Annotated in this window: 24 protein-coding genes; 13 read left to right on the top strand and 11 right to left on the bottom strand. The window is 72.5% G+C overall.

The genetic code is table 11. The features are described 5' to 3' along the window. The first annotated feature begins 15 nt into the window (after positions 1-15). Complete coding sequence (locus ACZ4UB_RS24015; protein ID WP_468072980.1) at positions 16-1,323, top strand: MFS transporter; 1,308 nt, start codon at positions 16-18, stop codon at positions 1,321-1,323. A gap of 1 nt (position 1,324) precedes the next feature. On the opposite strand, the gene ACZ4UB_RS24010 is transcribed toward ACZ4UB_RS24015, so the two are convergent. The 3 genes from ACZ4UB_RS24010 to ACZ4UB_RS24000 form a co-directional block, all read right to left on the bottom strand. Continuing rightward, the gene (locus ACZ4UB_RS24010) at positions 1,325-2,353 is read right to left on the bottom strand and encodes a hypothetical protein (protein WP_468072978.1); all 1,029 of its coding nucleotides are present in this window, start codon (positions 2,351-2,353) and stop codon (positions 1,325-1,327) included. Between the two features lie 48 nt (positions 2,354-2,401). Continuing rightward, positions 2,402-2,569 (bottom strand): hypothetical protein, encoded by a 168-nt coding sequence (locus ACZ4UB_RS24005; protein ID WP_468072976.1) that lies wholly within the window; start codon positions 2,567-2,569, stop codon positions 2,402-2,404. Between the two features lie 126 nt (positions 2,570-2,695). Then, a complete protein-coding gene (locus tag ACZ4UB_RS24000; protein ID WP_468072974.1) occupies positions 2,696-2,923 on the bottom strand; it encodes a hypothetical protein in 228 nt (75 codons plus the stop codon). A gap of 318 nt (positions 2,924-3,241) precedes the next feature. On the opposite strand from ACZ4UB_RS24000, the gene ACZ4UB_RS23995 reads away from it, so the two are divergent. Together ACZ4UB_RS23995 and ACZ4UB_RS23990 are read left to right on the top strand one after the other, a co-directional pair. Beyond that, positions 3,242-4,240, top strand: a complete 999-nt coding sequence (locus ACZ4UB_RS23995; protein ID WP_468072972.1) for a LuxR C-terminal-related transcriptional regulator — start codon at positions 3,242-3,244, stop codon at positions 4,238-4,240. Positions 4,241-4,389: 149 nt separating this feature from the next. Next, a complete protein-coding gene (locus ACZ4UB_RS23990; protein WP_468072970.1) occupies positions 4,390-5,994 on the top strand; it encodes an ABC-F family ATP-binding cassette domain-containing protein in 1,605 nt (534 codons plus the stop codon). A gap of 74 nt (positions 5,995-6,068) precedes the next feature. Here the strand turns inward: ACZ4UB_RS23990 and ACZ4UB_RS23985 are convergent, their stop codons facing one another. Further along, positions 6,069-7,283 carry a cytochrome P450 family protein gene (locus ACZ4UB_RS23985; RefSeq protein ID WP_468073148.1) on the bottom strand — a complete coding sequence of 405 codons (1,215 nt, stop codon included), beginning with the start codon at positions 7,281-7,283 and terminating at the stop codon, positions 6,069-6,071. 233 nt (positions 7,284-7,516) lie between these two features. Here ACZ4UB_RS23985 and ACZ4UB_RS23980 point away from each other — a divergent pair, with 233 nt between their 5' ends. The 4 genes from ACZ4UB_RS23980 to glmM are packed head-to-tail and all read left to right on the top strand — an operon-like array spanning position 7,517 to position 11,311. Further along, positions 7,517-8,563: an NAD-dependent epimerase/dehydratase family protein gene (locus ACZ4UB_RS23980; RefSeq protein WP_468072968.1), complete on the top strand. Its 1,047-nt coding sequence runs from the start codon at positions 7,517-7,519 to the stop codon at positions 8,561-8,563. Positions 8,564-8,623: 60 nt separating this feature from the next. Beyond that, positions 8,624-9,091: an NUDIX hydrolase gene (locus ACZ4UB_RS23975; RefSeq protein WP_468072966.1), complete on the top strand. Its 468-nt coding sequence runs from the start codon at positions 8,624-8,626 to the stop codon at positions 9,089-9,091. Then, entirely contained in the window at positions 9,088-9,945 is an 858-nt protein-coding gene (locus tag ACZ4UB_RS23970; RefSeq protein WP_468072964.1) for a hypothetical protein, read from the top strand. The genes ACZ4UB_RS23975 and ACZ4UB_RS23970 overlap by 4 nt, the downstream gene beginning before the upstream one ends. Further along, positions 9,938-11,311, top strand: coding sequence for a phosphoglucosamine mutase (glmM, locus tag ACZ4UB_RS23965; protein WP_468072962.1), 1,374 nt, complete (start codon positions 9,938-9,940; stop codon positions 11,309-11,311). The genes ACZ4UB_RS23970 and glmM overlap by 8 nt, the downstream gene beginning before the upstream one ends. Here glmM and ACZ4UB_RS23960 read toward each other — a convergent pair. The 3 genes from ACZ4UB_RS23960 to ACZ4UB_RS23950 form a co-directional block, all read right to left on the bottom strand. Next, positions 11,308-11,784: a hypothetical protein gene (locus ACZ4UB_RS23960; RefSeq protein WP_468072960.1), complete on the bottom strand. Its 477-nt coding sequence runs from the start codon at positions 11,782-11,784 to the stop codon at positions 11,308-11,310. The genes glmM and ACZ4UB_RS23960 overlap by 4 nt on opposite strands. Beyond that, complete coding sequence (locus tag ACZ4UB_RS23955; RefSeq protein WP_468072958.1) at positions 11,781-12,086, bottom strand: hypothetical protein; 306 nt, start codon at positions 12,084-12,086, stop codon at positions 11,781-11,783. Before ACZ4UB_RS23955 ends, ACZ4UB_RS23960 begins: the two co-directional genes overlap by 4 nt. A gap of 88 nt (positions 12,087-12,174) precedes the next feature. Beyond that, positions 12,175-13,431 (bottom strand): helix-turn-helix domain-containing protein, encoded by a 1,257-nt coding sequence (locus tag ACZ4UB_RS23950; RefSeq protein ID WP_468072955.1) that lies wholly within the window; start codon positions 13,429-13,431, stop codon positions 12,175-12,177. A 177-nt stretch (positions 13,432-13,608) separates the two neighbouring features. Here ACZ4UB_RS23950 and ACZ4UB_RS23945 point away from each other — a divergent pair, with 177 nt between their 5' ends. The 3 genes from ACZ4UB_RS23945 to ACZ4UB_RS23935 all read left to right on the top strand — a co-directional run bounded on the left by ACZ4UB_RS23945 (position 13,609) and on the right by ACZ4UB_RS23935 (position 18,355). Further along, positions 13,609-15,186: an acyl-CoA carboxylase subunit beta gene (locus ACZ4UB_RS23945; protein ID WP_468072953.1), complete on the top strand. Its 1,578-nt coding sequence runs from the start codon at positions 13,609-13,611 to the stop codon at positions 15,184-15,186. A 316-nt stretch (positions 15,187-15,502) separates the two neighbouring features. Beyond that, complete coding sequence (gene gdhA, locus ACZ4UB_RS23940) at positions 15,503-16,861, top strand: NADP-specific glutamate dehydrogenase (RefSeq protein WP_468073146.1); 1,359 nt, start codon at positions 15,503-15,505, stop codon at positions 16,859-16,861. Positions 16,862-17,005: 144 nt separating this feature from the next. After that, positions 17,006-18,355, top strand: a complete 1,350-nt coding sequence (locus ACZ4UB_RS23935) for an AMP-binding protein (protein WP_468073144.1) — start codon at positions 17,006-17,008, stop codon at positions 18,353-18,355. Positions 18,356-18,445: 90 nt separating this feature from the next. On the opposite strand, the gene ACZ4UB_RS23930 is transcribed toward ACZ4UB_RS23935, so the two are convergent. Together ACZ4UB_RS23930 and ACZ4UB_RS23925 are read right to left on the bottom strand one after the other, a co-directional pair. After that, positions 18,446-19,207: an SDR family NAD(P)-dependent oxidoreductase gene (locus tag ACZ4UB_RS23930; protein WP_468072951.1), complete on the bottom strand. Its 762-nt coding sequence runs from the start codon at positions 19,205-19,207 to the stop codon at positions 18,446-18,448. 1 nt (position 19,208) lies between these two features. Then, positions 19,209-19,916, bottom strand: coding sequence for a DUF4386 domain-containing protein (locus tag ACZ4UB_RS23925; protein WP_468072949.1), 708 nt, complete (start codon positions 19,914-19,916; stop codon positions 19,209-19,211). 97 nt (positions 19,917-20,013) lie between these two features. Here ACZ4UB_RS23925 and ACZ4UB_RS23920 point away from each other — a divergent pair, with 97 nt between their 5' ends. Continuing rightward, on the top strand, positions 20,014-20,517 hold the full coding sequence (locus ACZ4UB_RS23920; protein WP_468072947.1) for a MarR family winged helix-turn-helix transcriptional regulator: 504 nt from the start codon (positions 20,014-20,016) through the stop codon (positions 20,515-20,517). Positions 20,518-20,551: 34 nt separating this feature from the next. On the opposite strand, the gene ACZ4UB_RS23915 is transcribed toward ACZ4UB_RS23920, so the two are convergent. Then, positions 20,552-21,778 (bottom strand): hypothetical protein, encoded by a 1,227-nt coding sequence (locus ACZ4UB_RS23915; protein WP_468072945.1) that lies wholly within the window; start codon positions 21,776-21,778, stop codon positions 20,552-20,554. Positions 21,779-21,948: 170 nt separating this feature from the next. On the opposite strand from ACZ4UB_RS23915, the gene ACZ4UB_RS23910 reads away from it, so the two are divergent. Both ACZ4UB_RS23910 and ACZ4UB_RS23905 read left to right on the top strand, forming a co-directional pair. Further along, positions 21,949-22,761 carry an SDR family NAD(P)-dependent oxidoreductase gene (locus tag ACZ4UB_RS23910; RefSeq protein ID WP_468072943.1) on the top strand — a complete coding sequence of 271 codons (813 nt, stop codon included), beginning with the start codon at positions 21,949-21,951 and terminating at the stop codon, positions 22,759-22,761. 118 nt (positions 22,762-22,879) lie between these two features. Beyond that, complete coding sequence (locus tag ACZ4UB_RS23905) at positions 22,880-23,524, top strand: GNAT family N-acetyltransferase (protein WP_468072941.1); 645 nt, start codon at positions 22,880-22,882, stop codon at positions 23,522-23,524. Positions 23,525-23,536: 12 nt separating this feature from the next. Here the strand turns inward: ACZ4UB_RS23905 and ACZ4UB_RS23900 are convergent, their stop codons facing one another. Beyond that, on the bottom strand, positions 23,537-24,538 hold the full coding sequence (locus tag ACZ4UB_RS23900; RefSeq protein ID WP_468072939.1) for an AMP-binding protein: 1,002 nt from the start codon (positions 24,536-24,538) through the stop codon (positions 23,537-23,539). Between the last annotated feature and the right edge of the window lie 100 nt (positions 24,539-24,638).

The raw sequence follows: 24,638 nt of genomic DNA, 5'->3' as shown, positions 1-24,638 counted from the left end.
GAAGGAACATCACACATGGACAGTCCGGCCGCGGCGCACGTCAGCCTGAGGCGCAACCGGGACTTCAAGCTGCTCCTGAGCGGACAGGTGGTCTCCCGGATCGGCGACCAGGCACAGGACTTCGCCCTACCCCTGGTGGTGCTGGCCGTCACCGGGTCCGCGGTGCACGCCGGCCTCGTGCTCGCCCTGCGCACGATGTCGTTCCTCGTCTTCGGCCTGGTCGCCGGTGCGCTCGTCGACAAGTGGAACCGGCGGACCATCATGATCTGGTGCGAGGTCGGCAGGGCGCTGCTCATCGGCGGACTGGTGGTGGCGCTGTGGCTGGGCCACATCACGCTGGCGCAGTTCTACGTCACCTCCGCACTGTCCGGGGTCCTGAGCACGCTCTTCCAGGTGGCCAACACGGCCTCGCTGCCCAGCGTCGTCGGGCCGGGTCAGCTCTCCACCGCGATCGGCTACACGCAGTCCGCGCTGAACGCCGTCGGCATCGCCGGCTCGGCGCTCTCCGGCGCCCTCTACGCGGTGGGCCGCGCGGTCCCGTTCCTCGTCGACTCCGTCTCGTTCCTGCTGTCCGCGGTCTCGCTGCGGTTCATGCGCTGCGACTTCCAGGAGAAGCGCGCCGAGCGCCCCGCTGCGCTCGGCCAGGAGATCCGCGAAGGGATGCGCTGGCTGTGGGGCCAGCCGGTGATCCGTTTCCTCACCGTCATCTCGGCGGCCGACAAGCTCCGCTTCGGCGCGGGCTTCCTGGTCATCATCACGCTCGCCCAGAACATCGGGGCGACGCCCCTGGGCATCGGGCTGATCTTCAGCGGGGCCGCGGTCGGCGGGATGCTGGGTTCGCTCCTCTCCGATCGTGCGACCCGGAAGTATCCGTTGGGCAGGATCGCCCTGGTCATGTTCTGGCTGGAGGCGTTGACGTTCCCGCTCTACGCCTTCGCGCCGAGTCCCCTCCTGCTGGGCGTGATCGCCGCGGCCGAGTCGCTCATCGCGCCCGTCTACTCCGTGGCCATCACCACCCACCGGCTCGCCATCACCCCGGACGAGCTGCGGGGCCGCATCGTCAGCGCGGACACGACGCTGACGACCGGTGCGCTGTCCGTGGGCACGATCCTGGGCGGGTTGCTGATCAGCTGGTTCGGCGCACACGACACGGTGCTGCTCCTCGGGGCCTGGCTGCTCGCGCTCGCCCTGATCACCACGGCGAACCGCGCGGTGCGCCACGCTCCGGTCGCGGGCACCTTGGTGCCCCGGCAGGCGGGAGCCGCCGAACGCGGTGGGGACGCGCCGGCGGACAGCCGCCCCGGCGGCGCCGGGAGCAGGTGAGTCAGGAATCGGCCGGCGGCCGGCCCCCCAGCTCCTCGGCGAACGTCCGCCAGATCTCGGCGTAGCCGTGGGCCAGCTCCGACATCTGCCCCACGCAGTGCGGGGGCAGGCTGGCGGCGATCTTCTGCCGGTCCTTGGCGACGAGGGCGCAGGCGTCGAGCATCCGCAGGACGTGGCGTCCCGCCTCGTTCAGCCGCATCGAAGGGTCCCGGCGCAAGGCGTCGAAGATGCTGAGCACCTCGGCGGGCGACCTGTTCTCGCGCAGGTGGACGTCCGCGCCCCGGCGCGTCCCCCGCCGTCCCGCCCCGCGCCCGCGCTGCCTGAGCGGCACCGGGTCGTCCCCGCGCAGCACCCGGTTGCGCACGTCGGCCACCGTGGCGGGGGAGATGCCGGCCTGCCGGGCGATGGTGCGCAGCGAGGCGTCGGGATCCCTCCTGATCAGCTCGCTGGCGAGCTCCCGCCCGTGCGCGGAGTTGAGCGGCCTGGCCCGGCCGTCGAGCCCGATCCGGCGATCGGACTGCGCGGCCGCCCCGGCCGTCCGCTGGCGTATCTCCGACACCCTGCGCGCGGACAGTCCGGCGACGGCTGCCACCGCCCGGTCCGACCACTGCGCGTGGGAGGTGAAGATGCGTTCTGCGGCGGCGGTCCGCTCGCCCAGGGAGAGCGGGCGGCCGTGGGCCACGTTCATGGCGACCGCGAGCAGGTCGGCGTCCGACGCGTCCCCGTCGAAGAACCGGACGGGGATGTGTTGCTCTCCCTTGCTCTGGGCGGCCCGCAGCCGGTGGATGCCGTCGACGACGCGCATCGTCTGGCGGTGCACCAGGATGGGCGGGAGTTCCGCATCGAGTTCCGCGAGGGTGCGGGTGTACTCGGTGTCCTCGCCGGTCGCCCGCGGGGTGTACGCCACCGACAGCCGGCCGAGGGGGACCAGTTCGACGGGGGCGTTGCGGAGCCTCTTGTCCCGCAGGGCGAGCAGGTAGTCCGACGATTCGTGGGGGTGGGGGGCGTGCTCCATCAGTTCTGCGGTCACAGCGGCAACTCCTGGCGGTGGGGGGCGGTGGGGGGCACGGAGGGACCCCTACTGCCAGCCGGCGTCGCCCTCGGTGCTCGTTCCGGACGCCCGTACGGTCTGCACGCCGTGCACGACCTGGCCGGCGGAGGTGCCGGCCGGTTCCATCGACGGCCCGGCACCGAGACCCAGTGCGAGGACGCCCGCTGCACACCCGAGGATTGCCTTGCGGATCATTGTGATTCTCCGGTTCCTGTCTGAAATCTGGCGGCAGACAGGAGTGTTCTTCGGACCCGGGTTGAAACTGAAGGGGCTGAAGGGCAGGCAAACCGGCCATGGCAGGTTTTGTCCACGGACCGCTGTTCAGCTGTCGAAGTCCAGCCGCAGCAGGGGCACTTGAGTGGACATCAGCTTCCATTCCCGCAGCAGCGGTTCGGTCGCCACGGCCTGCTCCCAGGCCTTCTCGGCCAGGTCCTCCGCGGCTTCCAGCTCGGCGGCGAGGACGTAGAGGCCGATCACCGGGCAGGGTGCGGCGTGCGGGTGCAGGCTGACGTGAACCACCCTGGTCGCGCCGATGGCGAAAGAGCTCATGAGCGTTGCCGTGTGGTCCGGCAGTCGGTCCCCGCGGGGGTGTGGGCGGAGACCAAGGTGGACGAGATACACAATAGGACCTTGCCGCCCGAAAATAGGTCTTAACCTGCGTATGAGGATATGGAGTCCGTAAGCCCCGTCACGATAGCCGGGGCTGCAGAATCGGGAAATTTTGTCTAGACCACGGCGGTGTCAAATTTTCTGCTTCAGCCGCCTTTCAGTGGTTACTCTGGTAAGTGCTGACCGAACGTGCGCGCGACTCGTTCGGTGCTCAGTTGTGTGTGCCTGCTGGGAGTACTCAACAGAGATGGACGCCGGATGCTGATCAATCTGGGACTCGACGCCGTCGCGGAGTCCGTCTACCGGGAGATGCTCGCTCACCCCGGTGCGGACCCGGAGGAACTGCAGGCCCGGTTGGTCATCTCGGAAGCGGAGCTGCGGGGAGCCCTGGACAGACTTAGTGAACTCGCCCTCGTGAGGGAGTCCGCCGAGGAGTCCGCGGAGGTGTACGCGGTGGACCCGCACCTCGGCATGGAGATGCTGCTCGCCCGCCAGCAGGCCGAGCTCGCGTCCCAGCAGCAGCGCGTCGAGGAGAGCCGCGCGGCGGCCGCCCGGTTGATCTCGGAGTTCGCTTACGAACAGACATCGGCCTCCTCGGCGGGGGCGCGTTATCTCAAAGGTGTCGACTCAATTCGCGACTATCTCGCATACGTACACAATCAGGTCGAGGATGAGTTTCTGACATTTGCTCCCGGGGGTGCTCAGACTCGCGCCAACATGCAGGCATCGCGGCCATTGAACCGCCAGCTGCTCGAACGGGGTATCAGGATGCGTACGATATACCTCGACAGTATTCGCCGCGACCAAGCCAGCGTTGAGCACGCGGAATGGCTGGTTTCCCACGGAGCCCTGGTGCGGACCGCCCCGTCGCTCCCCAACCGCATGATCATCTGTGACCGCAAAGTGGCGATCATAGCGACCGACAGCGACGATACGTCCGTGGGCGCCTCCGTCATCAATTCGCCCGGCCTGATCGCCGCATTGTGCGCCCTGTTCGAACGGGAATGGCGGGCCGCGGCGCCGCTCGGCGCCGCCCCCAGCCCCACGCCGGAAGGGCTCACGCGGCAGGAACTCGAGGCCCTGCACCTGCTGGCCCAGGGCTGCACCGACGAATCGATCGCGAAGCGGCTGGGCGTCTCGTCCCGGACCGCGCGGCGCATCGCGACCTCCCTCCTGTCGCGCCTCAACGCGGGCAGTCGCTTCCAAGCCGGGGTCCACGCCGTCCAGGCGGGCTACCTGCCCTCTTCCCCGGAGTGACGGACAGCCGTCCGACCGGGACAAACCACTGGCCCCACAGGGGCTGACGGGTATCCTGGACCCATGTCTTCGCCCCGGGTCTCCTAGCTCCGACACACGCTTCCACGCCACCCGTGTGTCCTTTTTCGCTAGCCCGGAGCTGACTTTCCATGATCACCGCCACGTCCGTCGACGTGCGCGTGGGCGCCCGCCTGCTGCTCACCGACGTCTCCTTCACCATCTCCCCCGGCGACCGGATCGGCCTGGTCGGCCGCAACGGCGCGGGCAAGACCACCCTGACGAAGATCCTCGCCGGCGAGGCCCCGCCCACCGCCGGCGCCGTCGCCCGCACCGGGTCCGTCGGCTACCTGCCGCAGGACCCCGCCTCCGCGGAGGCCGGCCGCACCGCCCTCGAGCACGTGCTGTCCGCCCGCGGCCTGGACCGGGCCCTGCACGACCTGCGCGCCGCGGAGACGGCGATGGCCGCGCCCGACGCCACCGCGGCGGCGCTGGAGCGGGCCATGAACGCCTACGCCCGCGCCGACGCCCTCTTCCAGGCCCGCGGCGGCTACTCCGCCGAGGCCGAGGCGGCCCGGGTCGCCGCCGGCGTCGGGCTGGGCCGGCGCGAGCTGACCCAACGGCTCGGCACCCTCTCGGGCGGGCAGCGCCGCAGGGTCGAGCTGGCCCGCATCCTCTTCGCCGACCACGACACCCTGCTGCTCGACGAACCCACCAACCACCTCGACGCCGACTCGATCGCCTGGCTGCGCACCTTCTTGACCGGCTACCGCGGCGGCCTCGTCGTGATCAGCCACGACACCGGCCTCGTCGCCGACATCGTCAACAGGGTGTTCCACCTCGACGCCAACCGCGCCACGATCGACATCCACAACACCGGCTGGCACACCTACCTCACCCAGCGCGCCGCCGACGAGCGGCGCCGGGTCCGCGAGCGGGCCGGAGCCGAGCGCAAGGCCGCCGCCCTGCACGCCCAGGCGGACAAGATGCGCGCCCGGGTGGCCACCGCGGTGATGGCCAAGAGCATGGCCCGGCGGGCCGACCGGATGCTCGCGGACCTGGAACCGGTGCGGCGGGCGGACCGGACCGCGCGCTTCAGGTTGCCCGAACCCGCCCCCTGCGGCCGGGTACCGCTCGCCGCGGTCGGCCTGTCCAAGGCCTACGGGTCACTGGAGGTGCTCTCCGGCGTGGACCTCGCCCTCGACCGGGGCAGCCGCACGGTGGTCCTCGGGCTCAACGGCGCCGGAAAGACCACCCTGTTGCGGATCCTCGCGGGGCAGCAGCGCCCCGACTCCGGACGGGTCGTGCACGGACACGGCCTGCGGCTCGGCTACTTCGCCCAGGAGCACGAGACCCTGGACCCCGCCCGCACGGTCCGGGAGAACCTGGCCGCCGCCGCCCCGGGGCTCAGCGACGGCGAAGCCCGTAGCCTGCTGGGCTCCTTCCTCTTCACCGGCGACGACACCGACAAGCCGGTCGGCGTCCTGTCCGGCGGCGAGAAGACCCGGCTCGCCCTGGCCACCCTGGTCAGCTCCGGCGCGAACGTCCTGCTGCTCGACGAACCCACCAACAACCTCGACCCCGTCTCCCGCGGCGAAGTCCTCGCCGCGGTCGGCACCTACCCGGGCGCGGTGGTCATGGTCAGCCACGACGAGGAGGCCGTCGAGGCCCTGCGGCCGGAGCGCGTCCTGCTCCTCCCGGACGCCGCCGAGGACTACTGGAGCCCCGACTACGCCGACCTCGTCACCCTGGCCTGAGACGCGCGGGGGCCGGGGACCGCGTCCGAGCGGTCCCCGGCCCGTCCCGCCCCGGAGGCGGCGGCGTGCAGGGCCTACCAGCGCACGGGCAGGTTCCGCACGCCCCGCATCAACAGTCCCGGAAGCCAATCGAGTGCGTCGGTATCGGCGTCGAGGGCCAGTCCCGGGCAGCGGTCCAGCAGCGTACCGATGGCGATGCGGCCCTCCAGCCGGGCGAGGGGGGCGCCCAGGCAGTAGTGGATGCCGTGGCCGAAGGCCAGGTGCCCCTGCGTGCTGCGCGTGATGTCGAAGCGGTGCGGGCGGGGGAAGCGGCCCGGATCGCGGTCTCCCGCCGCGAGACCGGCCAGGACCAGCGCGCCCTGCGGTATCACGGTTCCGGCGATCTCCACGGGCTCGGTCGCGAAGCGGTAGGTGGCCGCCTCGACCGGGCTGTCGAACCGCAGCACCTCCTCGACCGCATTGTCGATCAGGCTGCCGTCGGCCCGCAGGGCCGCCAACTGCTCCGGATGCGAGAGCAACGAACGCACCCCGCTGGTGATGAGGTTGACCGTGGTCTCGTGCCCCGCCACCAGCAGCAGGAAGGCCATGCCGATGAGCTCCTGCGTCGACAGCCGGTCGCCGTCCTCGGCGGTGGCGTGCACGAGGGCACTGAGCAGGTCGTCACCGGGGCGCGAGCCGCGCCGGTCCTCGACGAGCGCGCCCAGATAGGCGCTCACCGAGGCGAGGGCCTCGCTGTGCGCGGCAGCGCTCGTGGGCGCGACGATGGTGTTCGACCACGTACGGAACAGCTCGCGGTCCAGCATCGGCACGCCGAGCAGCTCGCAGATGACCGTCATGGGCAGCGGAAAGGCCAAGGAGCCCACCAGGTCGGCCCTGCGCCCGGGCTCGGAGAGCATCGCGTCGACGAGCTCGTCCGTGATCTGGTGGACGCGCGGCCGCAGGGCCTCCACCCGGCGCGCCGTGAACTCGCGGGCGACCAGCTTGCGCAGCCGGGTGTGCTGCGGCGGATCGGCTTCCAGCATGTTGATGCTGACCGCGGGCGTCTCCGCCTGCTCGTGGCCGTCGAACCCGATGTGCACGTTCTTGCTGAACCTGGCGTCCGCGAGGACGGCGCGCGCCTCCTCGTAGCCGACGACCAGCCACAGCTCGCCCGAGTCGCTGGTGAGCACCTTGTGCACCGGTCCCCGGGCCCGCAGTTCGTCGTACACCGGGTACGGGTCGGCGACGAACGCCTTTCCGTAAGCCGTCAGATCCACCGTCCCGGCTGCGGAGGTCTTGCCCTCGGTCATCGTGAACACGCCCTTACGAGAACTCGCATCGGATTGGCACTCTGAATCACCCGCGCACCGTAACCGCAAGGACAGGGGTTCACAACGATCGCCTGTTCAACTGCGGTGAACCGCTGGTTGAACGGTCCGTTCGTGATAATCGGTCACCGTTTACAGGGTCGCCCGGTAGCTGTTATCAATGCGTCCTGTGGCCCGAACAGGCGGCATTCAGTCCGGGAGGATCGAGTCAGTCGATGGATAACACGGTATTGATCACCGGTGGCGGGGGATATCTCGGCTCGTGCCTGGTGGACCATTTGACGGCCAGGGGAGATTCCGTCGTTTCGGTGGACAACCGGCTGGTGCCGAACCACCGATTCGACCGCGACAACGTCACCTACGTCGACGCCGACGTCCGGGACGTAGCCGAATGGGAGGCGCTGCTGCGCGGAGTGGACAGCGTCGTCCACCTCGCGGGCATCGTGGGGGACCCCGCGTGCGGCGTCGACCACGACCTCACCTGGGAGACCAACTACCTGGGCACGGTGCACTTGGCGCAGGCGGCCCGCAAGGCGGGCGTCGGGCGCTTCGTCTTCGCGTCGACCTGCAGCAACTACGGCGTTTCGTTCGGCAGGGAGGTCGACACCCGGTCCCCGCTGTTCCCGCAGTCCGTCTACGCGGAGAGCAAGATCCACGCCGAGCACTACCTGCTGAGCACGCGCGGCCACGACTTCAATCCCACGATCCTGCGCTTCGCCACCCTCTTCGGCCTCTCGCCCCGGATGCGCTTCGACCTGGCCGTCAACGTGATGACGGCCAGGGGCGTCACGGAGGGCCGGGTCACGGTGTTCAACGGCAGCCAGTGGCGCCCGTTCCTGCACGTCAGGGACGCGGCCGCGGCAGTGGCCACGGTCCTCGCCGAACCGTCCTCGCCCGGCGACCCCGCGATCTACAACTGCGGGTCGCCCGAGAACAACCATTCCATGGACCGGATAGCGGAGATGATCCGCGACGAGGTGCCGGGCTCCGTCATAGAAACCCGCGCGACGGACGGTGACGTCCGCGACTACCGCGTCAATTTCGACCTCTTCCAAGAGGCCACCGGCTTTTCGGCCCGCCGCACGGTGGTCGACGGCATCCGCGAGATGAGGGACGCCTTTTCCACGGACGCCTTCGGGGCGTACGGCGCCGAGGAGTACAGCAACCACCTGCTGCAACTGAGCCGGGTCGACGCCTTCCACGACTCCGTCGCGCTGCGGAACCCGCGACCGTGGCCGCACATCGAACACCTGGTGGCGTGAACCCGCTCGGACACCTCCTGCAGAGTGCCGTGCAAGGACCGAAAAAAGGGGTCAGGGGAAATGGACTACATAAAAGAGATGCGCGCGCTCGTGGGAACGCGCCCGCTGCTGCTGCCGGGATCGCTGGTCATCATCCGTGACCGGTCCGGTCGGATACTGCTGACCCGCCGGACCGACACCCGGGAATGGTCCTTGCCCGGCGGGCACATGGAACCGGGGGAGACCCTGCACGACACGGCGCGCCGCGAGGTGCTGGAGGAGACCGGGCTGCGGATCGACGACGTCGAACTCTTCGGGATCTATTCCGGACCCCAGCTCTACTTCAAGTACCCGAACGGCGACGAGATCTTCAAGGTCACCGTCGTCTTCACGGCGGTCACCGCCGACAGCGAATGGCACCTCGACCGCAACGAGGTGACCGAGGCCGAGTTCTTCGCACCGACGGACCTTCCCGCCGATCTCTTCGACCAGGAGCGTCCCATGCTGGACCAGTACGCCCGGGAGTTCGCCGGGAGCGGCCGGCGATGACCGCGCCGCCCGTGCGGGTGTCCACCGCAGAACGCGTCGGGTCCGGCGCCGTGACCGAGGACCGGGTCTTCGTGACGGACCGAGCGGTCGTCCTCCTCGACGGAGCCCGCTCCGCCGTACCGCAGCGCCTGACCGGGGGCTGGTACGCACAGGAGCTGGGGCAGCGGATCGCCGAGCGCCTGACCGGATCCCCGCACGAGGACCTCACCCGCACGCTGCGGGACGCCATAGCCCAGGTGGCCGGGGAGCACTCCCTGACGCCGGGCCGGTCCCCGTCCAGCACCGTGTCCATCGTCCGATGGGACGCCGAGCACGTCGAAGCCCTGGTGCTCGGTGACAGCCCCGTCCACCGTCAGGACGACGAAGGAGTCGTCGAGGCCCTGCGGGACGACCGTCTCGCCCACGCCGCCCCTTTTCAGGACGTGCTCTGCCGCCGCTACCTGCGATCGGGGGGTGGCTACGACGCCTTGCACCACCAACTCATCTGCGAACTCCAGCGCGTCGAGCGCCGGCACCGCAACCGTCCGGGCGGCTACTGGATCGCGGAGGCCGATCCCGAAGCGGCGCACCGGGCCGAGCGCCGGCGCTGGCGCCGCCGCGAGACCGCCGCCGTCCTGCTCACGTCGGACGGAGTCTCCTGCGGCCCCGACGCGTACGGGCCACCGCTGACCTGGGAATCGGCCTTCACTCTGGTCAGGGACACCGGTCCGGAGGCGCTCGTACGACTCGTCCACGACATGGAAGCCACCGACGCCCGCGCCCGCACCTGGCCGCGGCACAAACGGCACGACGACAAGGCCGTCGTCCTCGTCGACTACCGAGCACACGTCACGGACGGAGCACGCCATGCCTAGCCTCTTCGGCACGGACGGGGTGCGGGGCCTCGCGAACGCGGTGGTCTCGCCCGACCTCGTCATGCGGCTGGCCCGCACCGCCGCCCGCACGCTGTGCGGGCCCGAGCACGGCCGCGGGCCCGGTCGCGGCGGCACGCGGCCGGTCGTCGTGGTGGGACGCGACACCCGGGCCTCCGGCGAACTGCTGGAGGCGGCGGCGGTGGCGGGACTCGCCGGCGCGGGCTGCGACGTGCTGCGCCTGGGCATCGCCCCCACCGCGGCCGTCGCCCACCTGACGGACGTCCGGGGCGCCGCGCTCGGAGTGATGTTGACGGCCAGTCACAATGCCATGGAGGACAACGGCGTCAAGCTCTTCGCGGCCGGCGGACTCAAGCTCGACGACGGCCAACAGCACGAGATCGAACGCGCTCTGGCGGAACCGGGCACCGCCTTCCCGGAGCCCCCCACGGGGAGGGGCGTGGGCCGCGTCATCGACTTCGCCGAGGGCCCGTCCGCCTACGCCGACCACCTCGCCGACTGCCTCCCCGGCCGGCTCGACGGCCTCACCGTGGTGGTCGACTGCGCGCACGGCGCAGCCTGGCGGACGTCCCCCGACGCCTTCCGGCGCGCGGGCGCGCACGTCGTCGTGATCGGCGGTGCACCGGACGGCTACAACATCAACGAGGGATGCGGCGCACCGGACCCGGCGCGGCTGCAGCAGGCCGTGCTCGCCCACCACGCGGACCTGGGCATCGCCCATGACGGTGACGCCGACCGGTGCATCGCCGTCGACGCGCGCGGCACCGTGGTGGACGGTGACGAGATCCTCGCGATCCTCGCGATCCGCCTGCGTGACGCGGGACGGCTCGCGGGCCGTACGGTCGTCGGTACCGAAGCGTCGAACATGGGACTGGAACTCGCCCTGCGCGGCGAGGGAATCGACTTCGTGCGGACGCCCGTCGGCGACCGGCACGTCCTGCACGAGATGCTGGAGCACGGCTACGCCATCGGCGGAGAACAGTCCGGCCACCTGATCCTGCGGGAGCACGCGACCACCGGCGACGGCATCCTCGCGGCGCTCGTGCTCGCCGCCACCGTGGCCGGCGAGCGCACGGCCCTCCACGACCTCAAGTCCGTGATGGCGAAGGTTCCCCAGCTCATCGTCAGCGTGCCCGGCTTCGACCGCTCCGCGACCTGGCGCACCGACGAGGTCGAGCAGGCCCTGGTGGCGGCCGCGGCCCGGCTCGGCGACACGGGCCGCGTGCGCCTGCGCCCGTCCGGGACGGAGCCGGTGATCCGCCTGCTCGTCGAGTCCCCGGACGCGGCCCTCGCGACAGAGATCTCGCAGCACCTGCGCACGACCATCGCCCGGGCGCTGGTGGGCTAATGCCGTGACCGGCGGCGGGCCTGGTGTTCGTCCTCCTCGCGTTGCAGGTCGCGGATGACCCGGGCCAGGGAGACGGCCTTGCCCCAGTGGCCCGAGGGGGACGCCGCCGGGTCGAGGGCGACGACGGCGTCCCAGTTCGCGAGGGCCTCGTCGGCGCTGGCGGCGCGCCGGCCCTGCGCCTGGAAGTGGAAGCAGCGGACGCCGTGGGCCAGGAGGCCCCCGCGGTCGGTCAGGTGGGCGACCCAGCCGGCCGCGACCGCCTCGGCCGGCGGGTCCACCGTGGCGAGTACCCGGGCGGCGTCCGCGGCGAGGCGCTGCTCCCAGCGCGACCTGGTGGTCGGCCGGCAGGCAGGGTCCCCGAAGGGGTGGGCGTGCTGATCGGGGCGGGCGCCGGAGCCGCCGTCGACCGTGACGGTCTCGGCGGGGCCCTCGATCGTACGGTCGCACCGCGCGCAGAGGGGGCCGTCGGTCACCGGGCCCCCGCGGGCTGGTCCAGGGTGCGCAGCAGGGTCCGCAGCGCGCGGGCCACGGCGCGGCAGTAGCTCCACCGGGTGCTGTCCGTGATCCCGCGCGGCGGGTCGGCGACGAGGTGGGACCACTCCGAGGCCGTGCCGGGGGGTGCGGCCGCGTGCAACGCCCAGCCGTGGCCCGTCAGTTCGTCGAGCAGCCGGGTCACCTCCGCGGCGGGCGGCCGCTCCCCGTACGGCACGAGGGCCCGGGAGACCAGCTCCCGGGCGGCGGCCCGTACGAGGTCCGTCGGCTGCGTCTGTTCCATGGCGGGGGCTCCTGTCGTCGTCACCGGGTGGTGTGACGACCGTAGGGTCACCCCGGGGAAACCAGGGGCCGGGTTCGGGCCCCCGGGATCAGGCCGACACCATCCCGATCGTCACGGCGAGCCGGCTCGCCCGCTGGCGCCGCCCGGGCACCCGTGACTGTGCCTCCTCCAGCACGATCCGCTTGGCGTACCCGTTGTACCGGACGGTCTCCGGCGCGGCCGCGTGGGCCTGTTCGAGGGTCGTGAGCGCCGTCTCGTACTGCCCGTCGAGGTGGTAGGCACGGGCCTGTTCGATCCGGTGGCGGGCCCGGCGCGGGCGGGAGGGGATCGCCGTCGCCTCGGCCCGGACGGCCTGGCGTACGGACTCGCCACCGGACCGCAGTTCCACCGCGACCGTGACCCCGTGGGCCCCCATGACCGCCCGGCCGAAGGAGGTGACCCGGTGGAAGTAGCCGCCGGGCAGCTGCTGGGCGACCCGGTCGGCGCGGTCCCACCAGCCCCACGCCGTGCCCGTTTCCGACCGCTTGGCCGCGGTGAAACCGGCCTCGAAGCGCAATGCCCCGACGATCGCCCGGACATCGGCCGACGCGTCGGGCAACTGCGGCTCCAGCAGGCGCAGGGCGTCCGTCACCACCGCGTCGGCGGCGTCGTAGTGGCCCGGCCCGGAGTCGCGGTGCGCCTGCGCGGCGAGCCAGGCGGCGACGCCGATGGCGTGCGGGTCCTCGGAGTCCTGCGCGGCGACCATCGCGCGTTCCGACACCCGCCACAGGAGCGCCGGGTCCGGCTGGTACGCCACGAAGAACTGGGTGAGGAAGTACGCCTCGGCCAGCAGGGCCTGGGCGGCGCGCCGGTCGACGGCGCCGTCCGCCTGCCGCACGGCCCCTCGCGCGTCACGGATCAGGTCGGGCAGCAGGGCCCCGATGACCTCGCGGTGATGCGGGGCGCCGTGCCGCGCGCGCCAGGCGGTGTCCAACGCGGCCCGGAGGTAGGCCGCGGAGGGAACGGGCCGCTCGGTGGCGGCCGGGAACGCGTCCAGGGCCGCCCGCACCGCGGGGAGCCGGTCGTGTCCCGCGCCCACGAACAGGTCGGTGTGCGGCTCGGCGCCGACCTCGCCCACGAGGTCGTTCAGGCGGCGCACCCGCAGGATCTCGGCGATGCGGAGGATCTCCGGCAGCCGCGGCATCTTCAGGGTGCCGGTCTCGACCTTCTTCACCCACGAAGGGTGGTGGCCCAGGAGCCCGGCCAACTGCTCACGGGTCATGCCGCGACGGTTGCGGTAGATCTGCACTCGTTGCCCGAACGCGACGGGGTTGTCGTACGGGTCCCGGCTGACATCGGATGACACGGTGGCCTCGCCCCTCTCCTTGCAGCTCGACACCGTCAGGGTAGGGGCGGACGCCCACCCCTGTCCGGCGAGCTCCGAGGGGGCCCCGCAGGGATAGGGGTCCAGCAGGTCTCCAAGACCTCTTGAGGGGGTGGGGTGACGGTGGCTGGATCCGGCCTTCAGACCTGGAGGATCCACATGACCATGGCTCCCGAAGCCCCGCCCATACCGGTTCTGGACCGAGCCGCCGAACTGGCCGAGATCAAAGCCCAGGTGCTCGCCGGGCCCGACGAGCGGGCAACCGAGCGCCAGCACGCCAAGGGCAAGCTCACCGCGCGCGAGCGCATCGACCTGCTGCTCGACCCGGGTTCCTTCCAGGAGATCGAGGCCCTGCGCCGGCACCGGGCGACCGGTTTCGGGCTGGAGGACAAGAAGCCCTACAGCGACGGCGTGATCACCGGCTGGGGCACCGTCGACGGACGCAACGTCTTCGTCTACGCGCACGACTTCCGCATCTTCGGCGGCGCCCTGGGCGAGGCCCACGCCGAGAAGATCCACAAGGTGATGGACCTCGCCGAGGCGGCGGGGGCCCCGCTGGTCTCGCTGAACGACGGCGCGGGGGCCCGTATCCAGGAGGGCGTCAGCGCGCTCGCCGGCTACGGCGGCATCTTCCAGCGCAACACCCGCGCCTCGGGCGTGATCCCGCAGATCTCCGTGATGCTCGGCCCGTGCGCCGGCGGCGCCGCCTACAGCCCCGCGCTGACCGACTTCGTCTTCATGGTCCGCGAGACCTCCCAGATGTTCATCACCGGCCCCGACGTCGTCCGCGCCGTCACCGGCGAGGAGATCACCCAGAACGGACTCGGCGGCGCCGACGTGCACGCCTCCGTGTCCGGCGTGGCCGCCTTCGCCTACGACGACGAGCCGAGCTGCCTGGAGGACGTGCGCCACCTGCTCTCGCTGCTGCCCTCCAACAACCGCGAGAGCGCCCCGCGCGAGGTCTGCGACGACCCGGTCGACCGGACCAACGACGCGCTGGAGCAGATCGTCCCGGCCAACCCGCAGCAGGCGTACGACATCCGCAAGGTCATCGAGGAGACCGTCGACCACGGCGAGTACTTCGAGGTCCAGCCGGCCTGGGCGCAGAACATCGTCTGCGCGCTCGCCCGGATGGACGGCCACGTCGTCGGCTTCGTCGCCAACCAACCCGCGGCCCTCGCGGGCGTCCTGGACATCCACGCCTCGGAGAAGGCCGCGCGCTTCGTGCAGTTCTGCGACGCCTTCTCGATCCCGCTGGTCACGCTGGTCGACGTACCCGGCTTCCTGCCCGGCGTCGACCAGGAGCACAACGGCATCATCCGGCACGGCGCGAAGCTGCTCTACGCCTACTGCAACGCGACCGTTCCGCGGATCTCGCTCGTGCTGCGCAAGGCGTACGGCGGCGCCTACATCGTCATGGACTCGCGCTCGATCGGCGCGGACCTGGCGCTCGCCTGGCCCACCAACGAGATCGCGGTGATGGGCGCCGAGGGCGCCGCCAACGTGATCTTCCGGCGGGAGATCGCCGCCGCCGACGACCCCGAGGCGATGCGCGCGCAGAAGATCAAGGAGTACACGACGGAGCTGATGCACCCGTACTACGCGGCCGAGCGCGGCCTCGTCGACGACGTCATCAACCCGCAGGAGACCCGCGCCGTCCTCATCCGGTCCCTGTCGATGCTCCGGTCGAAGTACGCCGACCTGCCGTCGCGCAAGCACGGGAACCCGCCGGTATGACCGAGAGCGGAGAGAGGGACGGGAGAGGTGGGACGGAAGTCGAAACGAAAGGAACAACTCCGGACAGCGAAGTCTGGCGGATCGTCCGGGGTCGTCCCGACAGGGTCGAAACCGCGGTGCTGACCGTAGTACTTTCGGCATTGCTCCGCAGGTCGGACGGCATGTCTGAGCAGTCTCCGAGCGCGGTACCCTCCGGCTGGGACCGCATCCCGAACAGCCGATTCCGGTCCACGGGGACGTGGCGCAGCCACGGCTGAAGGACTGCCGCCGCGACCACCGCACCCGTGCGCACCACACTCCCGAGGAGGACGAGCCCGTGAAGGACCCCAAGGACTCGAAGGCCAGGCTGGACGCGCTGCGCGCGGACATCGAGCGCCGCAACCCGGCCCAGCCGGAGTTCCACCAGGCGGTGCGAGAGGTACTGGAGACCCTCGCCCCCGTCTTCGCCGCGCGCCCCGAGTACGCGGTGCCGGGACTCGTCGAGCGGCTCTGCGAGCCGGAGCGGCAGATCATCTTCCGGGTGCCGTGGACCGACGACCACGGCCACGTCCAGGTGAACCGCGGCTACCGCGTCGAGTTCAACAGCGCGCTCGGCCCGTACAAGGGCGGCCTGCGGTTCCACCCGTCCGTCGACATCGGCGTCGTGAAGTTCCTCGGCTTCGAGCAGATCTTCAAGAACGCCCTGACCGGCCTCGGCATCGGCGGCGGCAAGGGCGGCAGCGACTTCGACCCGCGCGGCCGTTCCGACGCCGAAGTCATGCGCTTCTGTCAGTCCTTCATGACCGAACTCCAGCGCCACATCGGCGAGCACACCGACGTCCCCGCCGGTGACATCGGCGTCGGCGGCCGCGAGATCGGCTACCTCTTCGGCCAGTACCGCCGCATCACCAACCGCTGGGAAGCCGGCGTGCTCACCGGCAAGGGCCGCGGCTGGGGCGGCTCCGCGATCCGCCCGGAGGCCACCGGCTACGGATCGGTGCTCTTCGCCGCCGAGATGCTGAAGCTCAAGGGCCTCGGCCTGGAGGGCCGCAGCGCGGTCGTCTCCGGCTCCGGCAACGTCGCGATCTACACGATCGAGAAGCTTCACAAGCTCGGCGCGCACCCGCTGACCTGCTCCGACTCCCAGGGCTACGTGCTCGACGAGAAGGGCGTCGACGTCGAGCTGCTCAAGCAGATCAAGGAGGTCGAGCGCGGTCGCGTCAGCGACTACGCGGCCCGGCGCGGCGGCTCGGCCCGCTTCGTGCCCGGCGGCCGGGTCTGGGAGGTGCCCGCGGAGGTCGCGTTCCCCTCGGCCACCCAGAACGAGCTCGACGTCCAGGACGCGCGCGCCCTGATCGCGGGCGGGGTCAAGGCCGTCTCCGAGGGCGCCAACATGCCCACCACCCCGGAAGCGGTCCGGATCCTCCAGGAGGCCGGTGTCGCCTTCGGCCCGGGCAAGGCCGCCAACGCGGGCGGCGTCGCCGTCAGCGCCCTGGAGATGAGCCAGAACGCGGCCCGGGTCTCCTGGACGGCGGAGCGCGTCGAGCAGGAGCTGGCCGGGATCATGCGGGACATCCACACGGTCTGCCACGAGACGGCGGAGCGCTACGGCGCCCCCGGGGACTACGTGACGGGCGCCAACATCGCGGGCTTCGAGCGCGTCGCGGACGCGATGCTGGCCCAGGGCGTCATCTAGCCGAACTCCTGACGCGGGGCGGGCGGGCGGGCGGGCGGGAGGTTTCCGTCCGTCCGCATGTCTTCGGCCTGCCCGCATGTCTTCCGCGCTCCGCCGTCTGACACCCTGGGACGCAGTCGACGACGGACAGGGGACCCTTCGGTGCTGCTCACGGCCTTGCACGGCATTCACGGAGACCGCGCGGACGCGGTCACCATCGCCGGCCGCTCCACCTCGTACGAAGACCTGCTGGGCGCGGCCCGCGCGGTGGCCGCCGACGTGGCGGGAGCCCCCGCCTTCGCCGTGACCGCGACCGCTTCCCTGGAGACCGTCGCCGCCGTGGTGGGCGGGCTGCTCGCCGGGGTGCCGGTGGTGCCCCTGCCGCCGGACGCGGGGCCCGCCGAGCGCGACCACATCCTGCGCGACTCCGGCGCCGCGCTCGTCGAGGTCGACTTCGCCCGCCGGGCCGGCGCGAGCGCCGTGACGGGCACCGGCGCCGCCGGGCCCGACGACCCGGCCCTGATCCTCTACACCTCGGGCACCACGGGCGCCCCCAAGGGCGTCGTCCACACCACCACCGCCCTCGCGGCCGGCCTCGACGCCCTCGCCGACGCCTGGCAGTGGAGCGCCGAGGACACCCTGGTCCACGGGCTGCCGCTGTTCCACGTCCACGGCCTGGTCCTCGGCGTCCTGGGCGCCCTGCGCACCGGCAGCCGCCTGGTCCACACGGGCCGCCCCACCCCCGCCGCCTACGCGGAGGCGGGCGGCAGCCTGTACTTCGGCGTGCCCACCGTCTGGTCCCGGATCGCGGCCGACCCGGCCGCCGCCGCGGCGCTCTCCGGGGCCCGGCTGCTGGTCTCCGGCAGCGCGCCGCTGCCCACCCCCGTCTTCCGCTCGCTCGCGCGGCTCACCGGCCACGCTCCGCTGGAGCGCTACGGCATGACCGAGACCCTGATCACGCTCAGCGCCCGGGCGGACGCCGTGCCCCGCCCCGGCACGGTCGGCACCCCGGTCGCGGGGGTCCGTACCCGGATCGCCGCCGAGCCCGGGGCCGACATCGGCGAACTCCAGCTCACCGGGCCCACCCTCTTCGGCGGCTACCTGGGCCGGCCCGAAGCCACGGCCGCCTCCTACACCGAGGACGGGTGGTTCCGTACGGGCGACATCGCGGCCATCGACGCGGACGGCCTCCACCGGATCGTCGGCCGGGCCTCCATCGACATGATCAAGTCGGGCGGTTACCGGATCGGCGCGGGCGAGGTCGAGAACGCGCTCCTCGATCACCCGGCCGTCAGCGAGGCCGCCGTGGTCGGCGTCCCCGACACCGACCTCGGCCAGCGCATCGTGGCCTTCGTCGTCGCCGAGGGCGTCGGCGCGACCGAGCTCACGGACTTCGTCGCGGCCCACCTCTCGGTGCACAAGCGCCCGCGCGAAGTCCGCTTCGTCGCCTCGCTGCCGCGCAACGCGATGGGCAAACCCCAGAAGCGGCTGCTGCTTTCACCGGAGGAGCGGTGAACCACCGCGGGGCCGCGGAGCATTGGAAGCGTTAACGGCGTTAACGCCGTTAACGCTCGGGTGGAGCCGCGAGTGCCCACCCATCGGCTGCTACCCCGTGATCCGGCCGCCCGCCACGTCCAGGGTGACCCCGCTGAGCCAGGACGCCCCGTCCGAGGCGAGGAAGAGCGCGCAGGCGGCCACGTCCGCGGGGACGCCGAGCCTGCGCAGCGGGTGGGCCTGCGCGAGCTGCTCCTGGATCTTCACCGGCATCGCGACCGTGGTCCGCTCGGTCAGGATCACCGAGGGCGCCAGGCAGTTGACGCGGATCCCGCGCGGGCCGAGCTCGGTCGCCAGGTGCTGGGTCAGCATCACCACCCCCGCGTTGGCCACCCCGTAGGCGAGGTTCGCCTGGCTGGGCCGGCGCCCCGCCGCGGAGGACATGGTGATCACACAGCCCCGGCCGCGCTCCAGCATTCCGGGCAGGAAGGTCCGTACGGTCAGGAAGGCGGAGGTGAGGTCCGAGTCCAGGACCTCGCGCCAGCGCTCCTCGGTGAGTTCGGGGGTGGGGACCGGCCGGCCCTGGCCGCCGGCGAAGGCGGCCAGTACGTCCACCGGGCCGAGCCGCCGCTCGGTCTCCTCCCGGACCCGGGCCAGTGCCGTCGCGTCCGTGACGTCGGCGGTCACGGACATCGCCGTACCGCCCTCGCCGCCGATCGCGTCCACCACTCCCGCCAGGGCCTCCGCGTCACGGCCGACGACGCAGACCCGGGCACCCTCGGCGGCGAAGGCGCGGGCGGTGGCGGCTCCGATGCCGCGGCTGCCGCCGGTGATGACGACCGTACGGCCGTCCAGTTCGGGATGGCTCGTCATCTCAGCGCGCCCCCGCCCGGCCGAGGCCGTGGCGGGTCCGCGGGAGCTTGACCGCGGCCCACAGCAGCCAGGCGAGCCCGCCGAAGCGCACTACGGGCAGCAGGTACTGGAACCCGTCCACCACCAGCCCGAGCAGGGCCAGCATCCCCAGGGCGGCCAGAACCAGCCCGGCCCAGGACAGCGGCCTCGGCAGCAGCCCCGCGAGGAGTCCGGGGACGGCGACCCCGGCGAGCAACAGGGCGAACATCGCCGAGTAGGCGGGTCCGCCGGCGAAGAACGCCAGGTCGGCCAGGGCGCGCGCGAGGTCGGGTCCGGCGCCGTCGGTGAGGCGGGCCCCCGCCCAGCCGGACATGGCGCTCAGCATCAGCGCCGCGGCGGCCAGTACCCCGCCGACCAGGGTGATCGCGGATCCGGGTGCGGTGATGCCCAGCGCGCGCAGGCGCCGGTAGAGGACGGCCGCGATCAGGGCCATCGGGACGGCCGCGCCGAGCAGCAGGAGGGAGCCGAACCGGGCGGTGGTGCGGTGCCCGGCGGCGTACCGCAGGACCTCCAGGCCGGTGGCGTCGGGGTGCGGGGTGGCCCGGTTCAGGAGCACGTAGGCGATGGTCAGGCCGGCCAGGGCCAGTACGGGCGCCAGCAGGGGCGGCCCGGTCTGGGGCCCTCGGCCCGTCCGGTCGGCCTGTTCCACGGGGGCGGGTGCGGCGGTCATGGCGTTCTCGTCTCCTCGTCCGTTCCTCGTCCATCATTCCGTTCGTTTTTAGAATGATTACAGATCGAAACGATTGTCAAGCTGTTACGGTTTTCCCATGGGAACGACGGATGAGGGTGGCCGCGGCCCGCGCCCGCACGGCGGCGTGGCCTTCCTGCTGGCCCAGCTCGGCGCGCACGCGGCCGACCGCTTCGCCGAGCGGGTCTCCGCGCTCGGCCTGACCCCGGCCCAGGCGGGGCTGTTGCGCCTACTGGCCCGCAACCCGGGCCGCAGCCAGCGTGAACTGGCCGACGTCCTCGGCATGCCCCCGAGCCGCTTCGTGGCCTTCGCCGACGACCTGGAGGCGCGCGGACTGATCGAGCGCCGCCGCAACCCCGAAGACCGGAGGCTGTACGCACTGTTCCTCGGCGCCGCCGGAACCGCCCTGCTGGCCGATCTGCGCGAGGTGGCGACGGCGCACGAACAGCAGCTCTGCGAGCCCCTGTCGGCGGCGGAACACGAGCAACTGACCTCCCTGCTCGGCCGGCTGGCGGCCGCTCAGGGCCTGACTCCGGGCGTCCACCCGGGCTACCGCTCGGCGCGGTCCGCGCCACAGGGCTAGGGCGTCGACTTCCGCCGCCCGTCGAGCGGGGGCGTCACACCGGCGGGGTCGCCTCCCGGGCGGCCAGTCGGGCCGCGGCGGCGGCCCGCACCTCGGGGGTCTCCATCGGGTCGTCGCGCAGCGCCGTGATCCGTTCCAGGACGTCGGGGCGCGACGGGGCGTGGGTGATGCCCAGCAGCCGTGAGCGCTCCTCGCAGTCCCAGAGGGACTCGGTGTGGGCGCGGTCGAGGCCGCTCGGTTCGATGGCGGCCAGTGCTTCCAAGTAGGCGGCCCGCTCGTACGAATGCGGGGTGCGCAGCCAGAACCGGCGCAGGACCGGCACCGCTTCGACGGCCTCCGGCCCGAAGCGGGCCAGCCGCTTCGCCGTGGTGTCGGGGCCGCACCAGGCGCGGGCCCGCCACTGGTCGGCGAGTTCGGCCACGAGGATCGGTATCACTTCCGGGCCGAGGTGGTCGGCGAGGACCTCCGCGCCGAGTTGGGCCAGCCACTCCCGCTCGTCGTCCACCCAGCGGCGGGCGGCCGGTACGGCGAGGGGGCCGAGGTGGTTGACGGCCCGTCGGAGCAGCGGCAGGGGGCGGCCGCCGCCGGGGACCGTGAGCGAGGGCACGAGCGGGATCAGCCCCTCCACGGGATCCCGGCGGGACAGCTCGCGCAGGGCCGGGGCCCGGCCGTCGGCCGGCGGCCGGGCCCCGGCCAGCAGGTCGAGCAGTTCGCCGTCCGTCAGGCCGCTGAGGTCGTGGGCGACCGGACCCGGGTCCGAGCGCTGGACCTCGATGCCGAAGCGGGTCCACGGCTCGGTGAACCACGGAAGCTCGGGCTCCGCGCCGATCCGGGCCCGCGCGACCGCGCCCAGGTCCTCCCACCACCGCGGAGGCCAGCTCCCGGCGACCGTCTCCAGCACGGTGACCCAGTGCGGGCCCCGCCGGACGTACTGGCGCAGTGCCTCCCGCGCCTCGTCGCAGCCGCCGAGGGCGAGCAGTTCCAGCACCGCGGTGGCCCGCTCGCACTGCCGCTCGTCCCCGCCGAGCACTTCCACGACCGGGCCGCGGTCCAGCCCCAGGTCCTTGACCAACCCGGCCAGGTAGCGGGCGCGTTCGTCCGTGCCGTCCCAACGCCAGTCGCGCCGGATGCCGTCGTGGACGAAGGGCGCGGCCTCGCCGGGCCCCTCCAGCGCACGGACCGCGCCCAGCCCGCGCCCCCGTTGCAGCAGGCCCTCGACGCAGTCGTGGGGGGCGTAGGGCGGCACATCGTCGTCGTTCATCACCCGTCACCCTGCCCGACCTGCGGCGCAGCCGCCAGGCGATATCGGAGCCGGCGGCGCCGGGGGTACCGGCCCCGCCCGCGCAGCCGTTCCTCCATCCCTCTTCCGGTGGGCCCCGAGTCCCCTCGGCGAACGTCGTCTCGTCAACGCGAGCATGGGAGGGCGCCCCGATGAAGGCACAGCCGACGGAGACGAGAAGAGCCCCCGAACGGCCCGTGGCGCTGGTCACCGGAGCGACCAGCGGGATCGGACTGGCCATCGCCAGGGACCTCGGTGCGCGCGGGCACCGGGTGTTCCTCTGCGCGCGCACGGAGGCGGCCGTGAAGCAGACCGTCGAGGACCTGCGGGCCGAAGGGCTGGACGTGGAGGGCACGGCGGCCGACGTGCGCGACCGCGCGTCGGTGGCGGAGCTGGTGGCGGCGGCCACCCTGGCCTTCGACGAGCCGATCTCCGTCCTCGTCAACAACGTGGGCCGCAGCGGTGGCGGTGCGACCGCCGACCTCACCGACGAGCTGTGGCACGAGGTCATCGACACCAACCTCAACAGCGTCTTCCTCGTCACCCGCGAGGTGCTCGCCCGGGGCGGGCTCGCCGCCGCGAGTTGGGGCCGGATCATCAACATCGCCTCCACCGCAGGCAAGCAGGGCGTCCTGCTCGGCGCCCCCTACTCCGCCGCCAAGCACGCCGTCGTCGGCTTCACGAAGGCGCTGGGCAAGGAACTGGCCCCGCTCGGGGTCACCGTGAACGCGGTCTGCCCCGGGTACGTCGAGACGCCCACCGCGGCCCTGGTGCGCAGCGGTTACGCGCAGGTGTGGGACACCACCGAGGAGTACGTGCAGGAGCAGTTCGAGGCGCGGATCCCGCTGGGGCGCTACTCCACCCCCGAGGAGGTGGCCGGCCTGGTCGGGTACCTGACCACGGACCTCGCCGCGTCCATCACGGCGCAGGCGCTGAACGTGTGCGGTGGCCTGGGGAACGTCTGAGGTCCCACCGTGTTTAATGTGCGCGACAAGGCGCCGGGCGCTCTGGAACCCTGCAGGTCCGGGGCGCGCGGCCGCGCTCCGCGGAGCCCGTGGCGCAGCCGCACAGGAGTGGTGATCGATGAGTTCTACGTTGCAAGGACCGGCTCTGGAGGGCGCGCTCGTGCGGCTGGAACCGCTGGAGCGCCGCCACGCGGCGGATCTCGCCTCGGCGGTGACGGGGGAGCGGAGCTCCTACGGCTTCACGTGGGTGCCCACGGCCGCCGAGGTCGAGGGGTACGTCGACACGCAGCTCGGTCGGGCCGCCGACGGCACGGTGGTCCCGTACGTGCAGGTCGACCGGGCGTCGGGCCGGGCGGTCGGGGCCACGGCCTACCTGGACCCGCGGCGCTACCTCCCGGACGGGGGCCTGTCCGCGATCGAGATCGGCTTCACCTGGCTCGCGGCGTCGGCCCAGGGCACGGGGATCAACGCGGAGGCCAAGTACCTGCTGTTCCGGCACGCCTTCGAGCAGTGGGGCGTGGACCGGGTCGACCTCAAGACGGACGCGCGCAACGGACGTTCGCGCGCGGCCATCGAGGGGGTCGGCGCCCGGTTCGAGGGCGTGCTGCGCAACTGGTCCCGGTCCTGGGCGCCGGGCGAGGAGGGGCGGCTCCGTGACTCCGCGATCTTCTCGATCACGGCGGCGGAGTGGCCGGACCGTCGCACCGCGCTCGAAGCACGGATCGCCCGCGCCCTCGACCGCCGCCACGCCCCCGCACCGTAAGGCGTCCTCGGCTCACAGCACGGTGGGTGATCCCGAGACCTCCCACACCACGGCCCACGGCGCGATCCCCGAGGCCCGCCAGGCGGCGGGCACCCGTTCCTCCACCGGTTCGTCCGACAGCAGTACGTGCCGCAGCGCGGGCAGCGTCGTCCCGCGCGCGGCGGCCCCGGTGAGCCGCGCCAAGCCGGAGGGCAGCTGTGTCAGCACCGTCACCTCCTGGTCCTCCAGCAGCTCGGCGAACTCGCGGGCGTCCGCCCCGGTGTCCTGGTCGACGACCACCGCGAGGCCGCCCGAGAGCAGGGGCCCCCACATCTCGCGCATGCCGAGGTCCAGGCTCAGCGAGTGGAAGGACGTCCACACCTCCTGCGGCCCCGCCTCCAACAGCGGAACGATGCTGTCCACCCAGGACAGCACCTCCCCGTGCGTCACCGGGTCCACGGACAGCGCCCGGCCGGGGTTGCCGCCGCCGGAGGGGAGGGCCAGGAAGGCCGAATCCTGGGGGAGTTCGCGCGGTGTGCCGGCGCCCCGCGGGCGGGTCGCGATGACGAAGGGGCCGGCCTTCGCCACGGGGATCTCGTCGCGCAGCAGTCCGCTGTCCGAAACGACGAGCGACGCACCGGCGTCCCGCATCAAGAATTCTTGGAGCCCCGCGTTGTGACCGGGCTCCAGCGGGAGTACGGCCGCCCCCGAGCGCAGCGCGCCCACGACGGCGCCCGCCGACATGCACGAGCGCCGGGCGCGCACCGCGACCGCGAGCCCCGGCCCCGTGCGCCCCGACAGCTTGCGCGCGATCTCGTCGGCGAGCCAGTCCAGTTCGAGGTAGGTCGCCTGCTCCTCGGCATCGCGCGCGGCGATCCGCACCGGGTGGCGGGCGGCCACCGTCGCGAAGCGCGCGTCGATGCGGTCCCGTCGTTCCGGCGGTCGTGCGGCCGGGTCGAGCCCGATCCGGCCGAGCAGACCGCCGAGGTCGGCGGACAACTGGTCGAGCTCCGGATGCTCCGGAGTGGGGTTCATGGGGCCTCCCGGACCTCGCTGCGGTCTTCCACGGCCCGATGGTGTCGGCGCGCGCCGGAGGATCACTCAAGTCCCGGCGTACAGAACGCGTCCAGGCCGG

The organism is Streptomyces sp. NPDC028419, assembly GCF_055565515.1.
Note: the sequence above shows the minus strand (reverse complement) of the source record. Positions and strands in the feature narration are given on the sequence as shown.

Excerpts from the sequence above, each read along its gene's own strand:
- ACZ4UB_RS23945 (WP_468072953.1), top strand. The coding sequence starts at position 13,609 with ATGACCATGGCTCCCGAAGCCCCGCCCATACCGGTTCTGGACCGAGCC.
- ACZ4UB_RS23995 (WP_468072972.1), top strand. The coding sequence starts at position 3,242 with ATGCTGATCAATCTGGGACTCGACGCCGTCGCGGAGTCCGTCTACCGG.
- ACZ4UB_RS24000 (WP_468072974.1), bottom strand. The coding sequence starts at position 2,923 with ATGAGCTCTTTCGCCATCGGCGCGACCAGGGTGGTTCACGTCAGCCTG.
- ACZ4UB_RS23990 (WP_468072970.1), top strand. The coding sequence starts at position 4,390 with ATGATCACCGCCACGTCCGTCGACGTGCGCGTGGGCGCCCGCCTGCTG.
- ACZ4UB_RS23915 (WP_468072945.1), bottom strand. The coding sequence starts at position 21,778 with ATGAACGACGACGATGTGCCGCCCTACGCCCCCCACGACTGCGTCGAG.
- ACZ4UB_RS23980 (WP_468072968.1), top strand. The coding sequence starts at position 7,517 with ATGGATAACACGGTATTGATCACCGGTGGCGGGGGATATCTCGGCTCG.
- ACZ4UB_RS23920 (WP_468072947.1), top strand. The coding sequence starts at position 20,014 with ATGGGAACGACGGATGAGGGTGGCCGCGGCCCGCGCCCGCACGGCGGC.
- ACZ4UB_RS23985 (WP_468073148.1), bottom strand. The coding sequence starts at position 7,283 with ATGACCGAGGGCAAGACCTCCGCAGCCGGGACGGTGGATCTGACGGCT.
- ACZ4UB_RS23930 (WP_468072951.1), bottom strand. The coding sequence starts at position 19,207 with ATGACGAGCCATCCCGAACTGGACGGCCGTACGGTCGTCATCACCGGC.
- glmM (WP_468072962.1), top strand. The coding sequence starts at position 9,938 with ATGCCTAGCCTCTTCGGCACGGACGGGGTGCGGGGCCTCGCGAACGCG.
- ACZ4UB_RS23955 (WP_468072958.1), bottom strand. The coding sequence starts at position 12,086 with ATGGAACAGACGCAGCCGACGGACCTCGTACGGGCCGCCGCCCGGGAG.
- ACZ4UB_RS23970 (WP_468072964.1), top strand. The coding sequence starts at position 9,088 with ATGACCGCGCCGCCCGTGCGGGTGTCCACCGCAGAACGCGTCGGGTCC.
- ACZ4UB_RS23975 (WP_468072966.1), top strand. The coding sequence starts at position 8,624 with ATGGACTACATAAAAGAGATGCGCGCGCTCGTGGGAACGCGCCCGCTG.
- ACZ4UB_RS23905 (WP_468072941.1), top strand. The coding sequence starts at position 22,880 with ATGAGTTCTACGTTGCAAGGACCGGCTCTGGAGGGCGCGCTCGTGCGG.
- ACZ4UB_RS24015 (WP_468072980.1), top strand. The coding sequence starts at position 16 with ATGGACAGTCCGGCCGCGGCGCACGTCAGCCTGAGGCGCAACCGGGAC.
- ACZ4UB_RS24005 (WP_468072976.1), bottom strand. The coding sequence starts at position 2,569 with ATGATCCGCAAGGCAATCCTCGGGTGTGCAGCGGGCGTCCTCGCACTG.
- ACZ4UB_RS23925 (WP_468072949.1), bottom strand. The coding sequence starts at position 19,916 with ATGACCGCCGCACCCGCCCCCGTGGAACAGGCCGACCGGACGGGCCGA.
- ACZ4UB_RS23900 (WP_468072939.1), bottom strand. The coding sequence starts at position 24,538 with ATGAACCCCACTCCGGAGCATCCGGAGCTCGACCAGTTGTCCGCCGAC.
- ACZ4UB_RS23910 (WP_468072943.1), top strand. The coding sequence starts at position 21,949 with ATGAAGGCACAGCCGACGGAGACGAGAAGAGCCCCCGAACGGCCCGTG.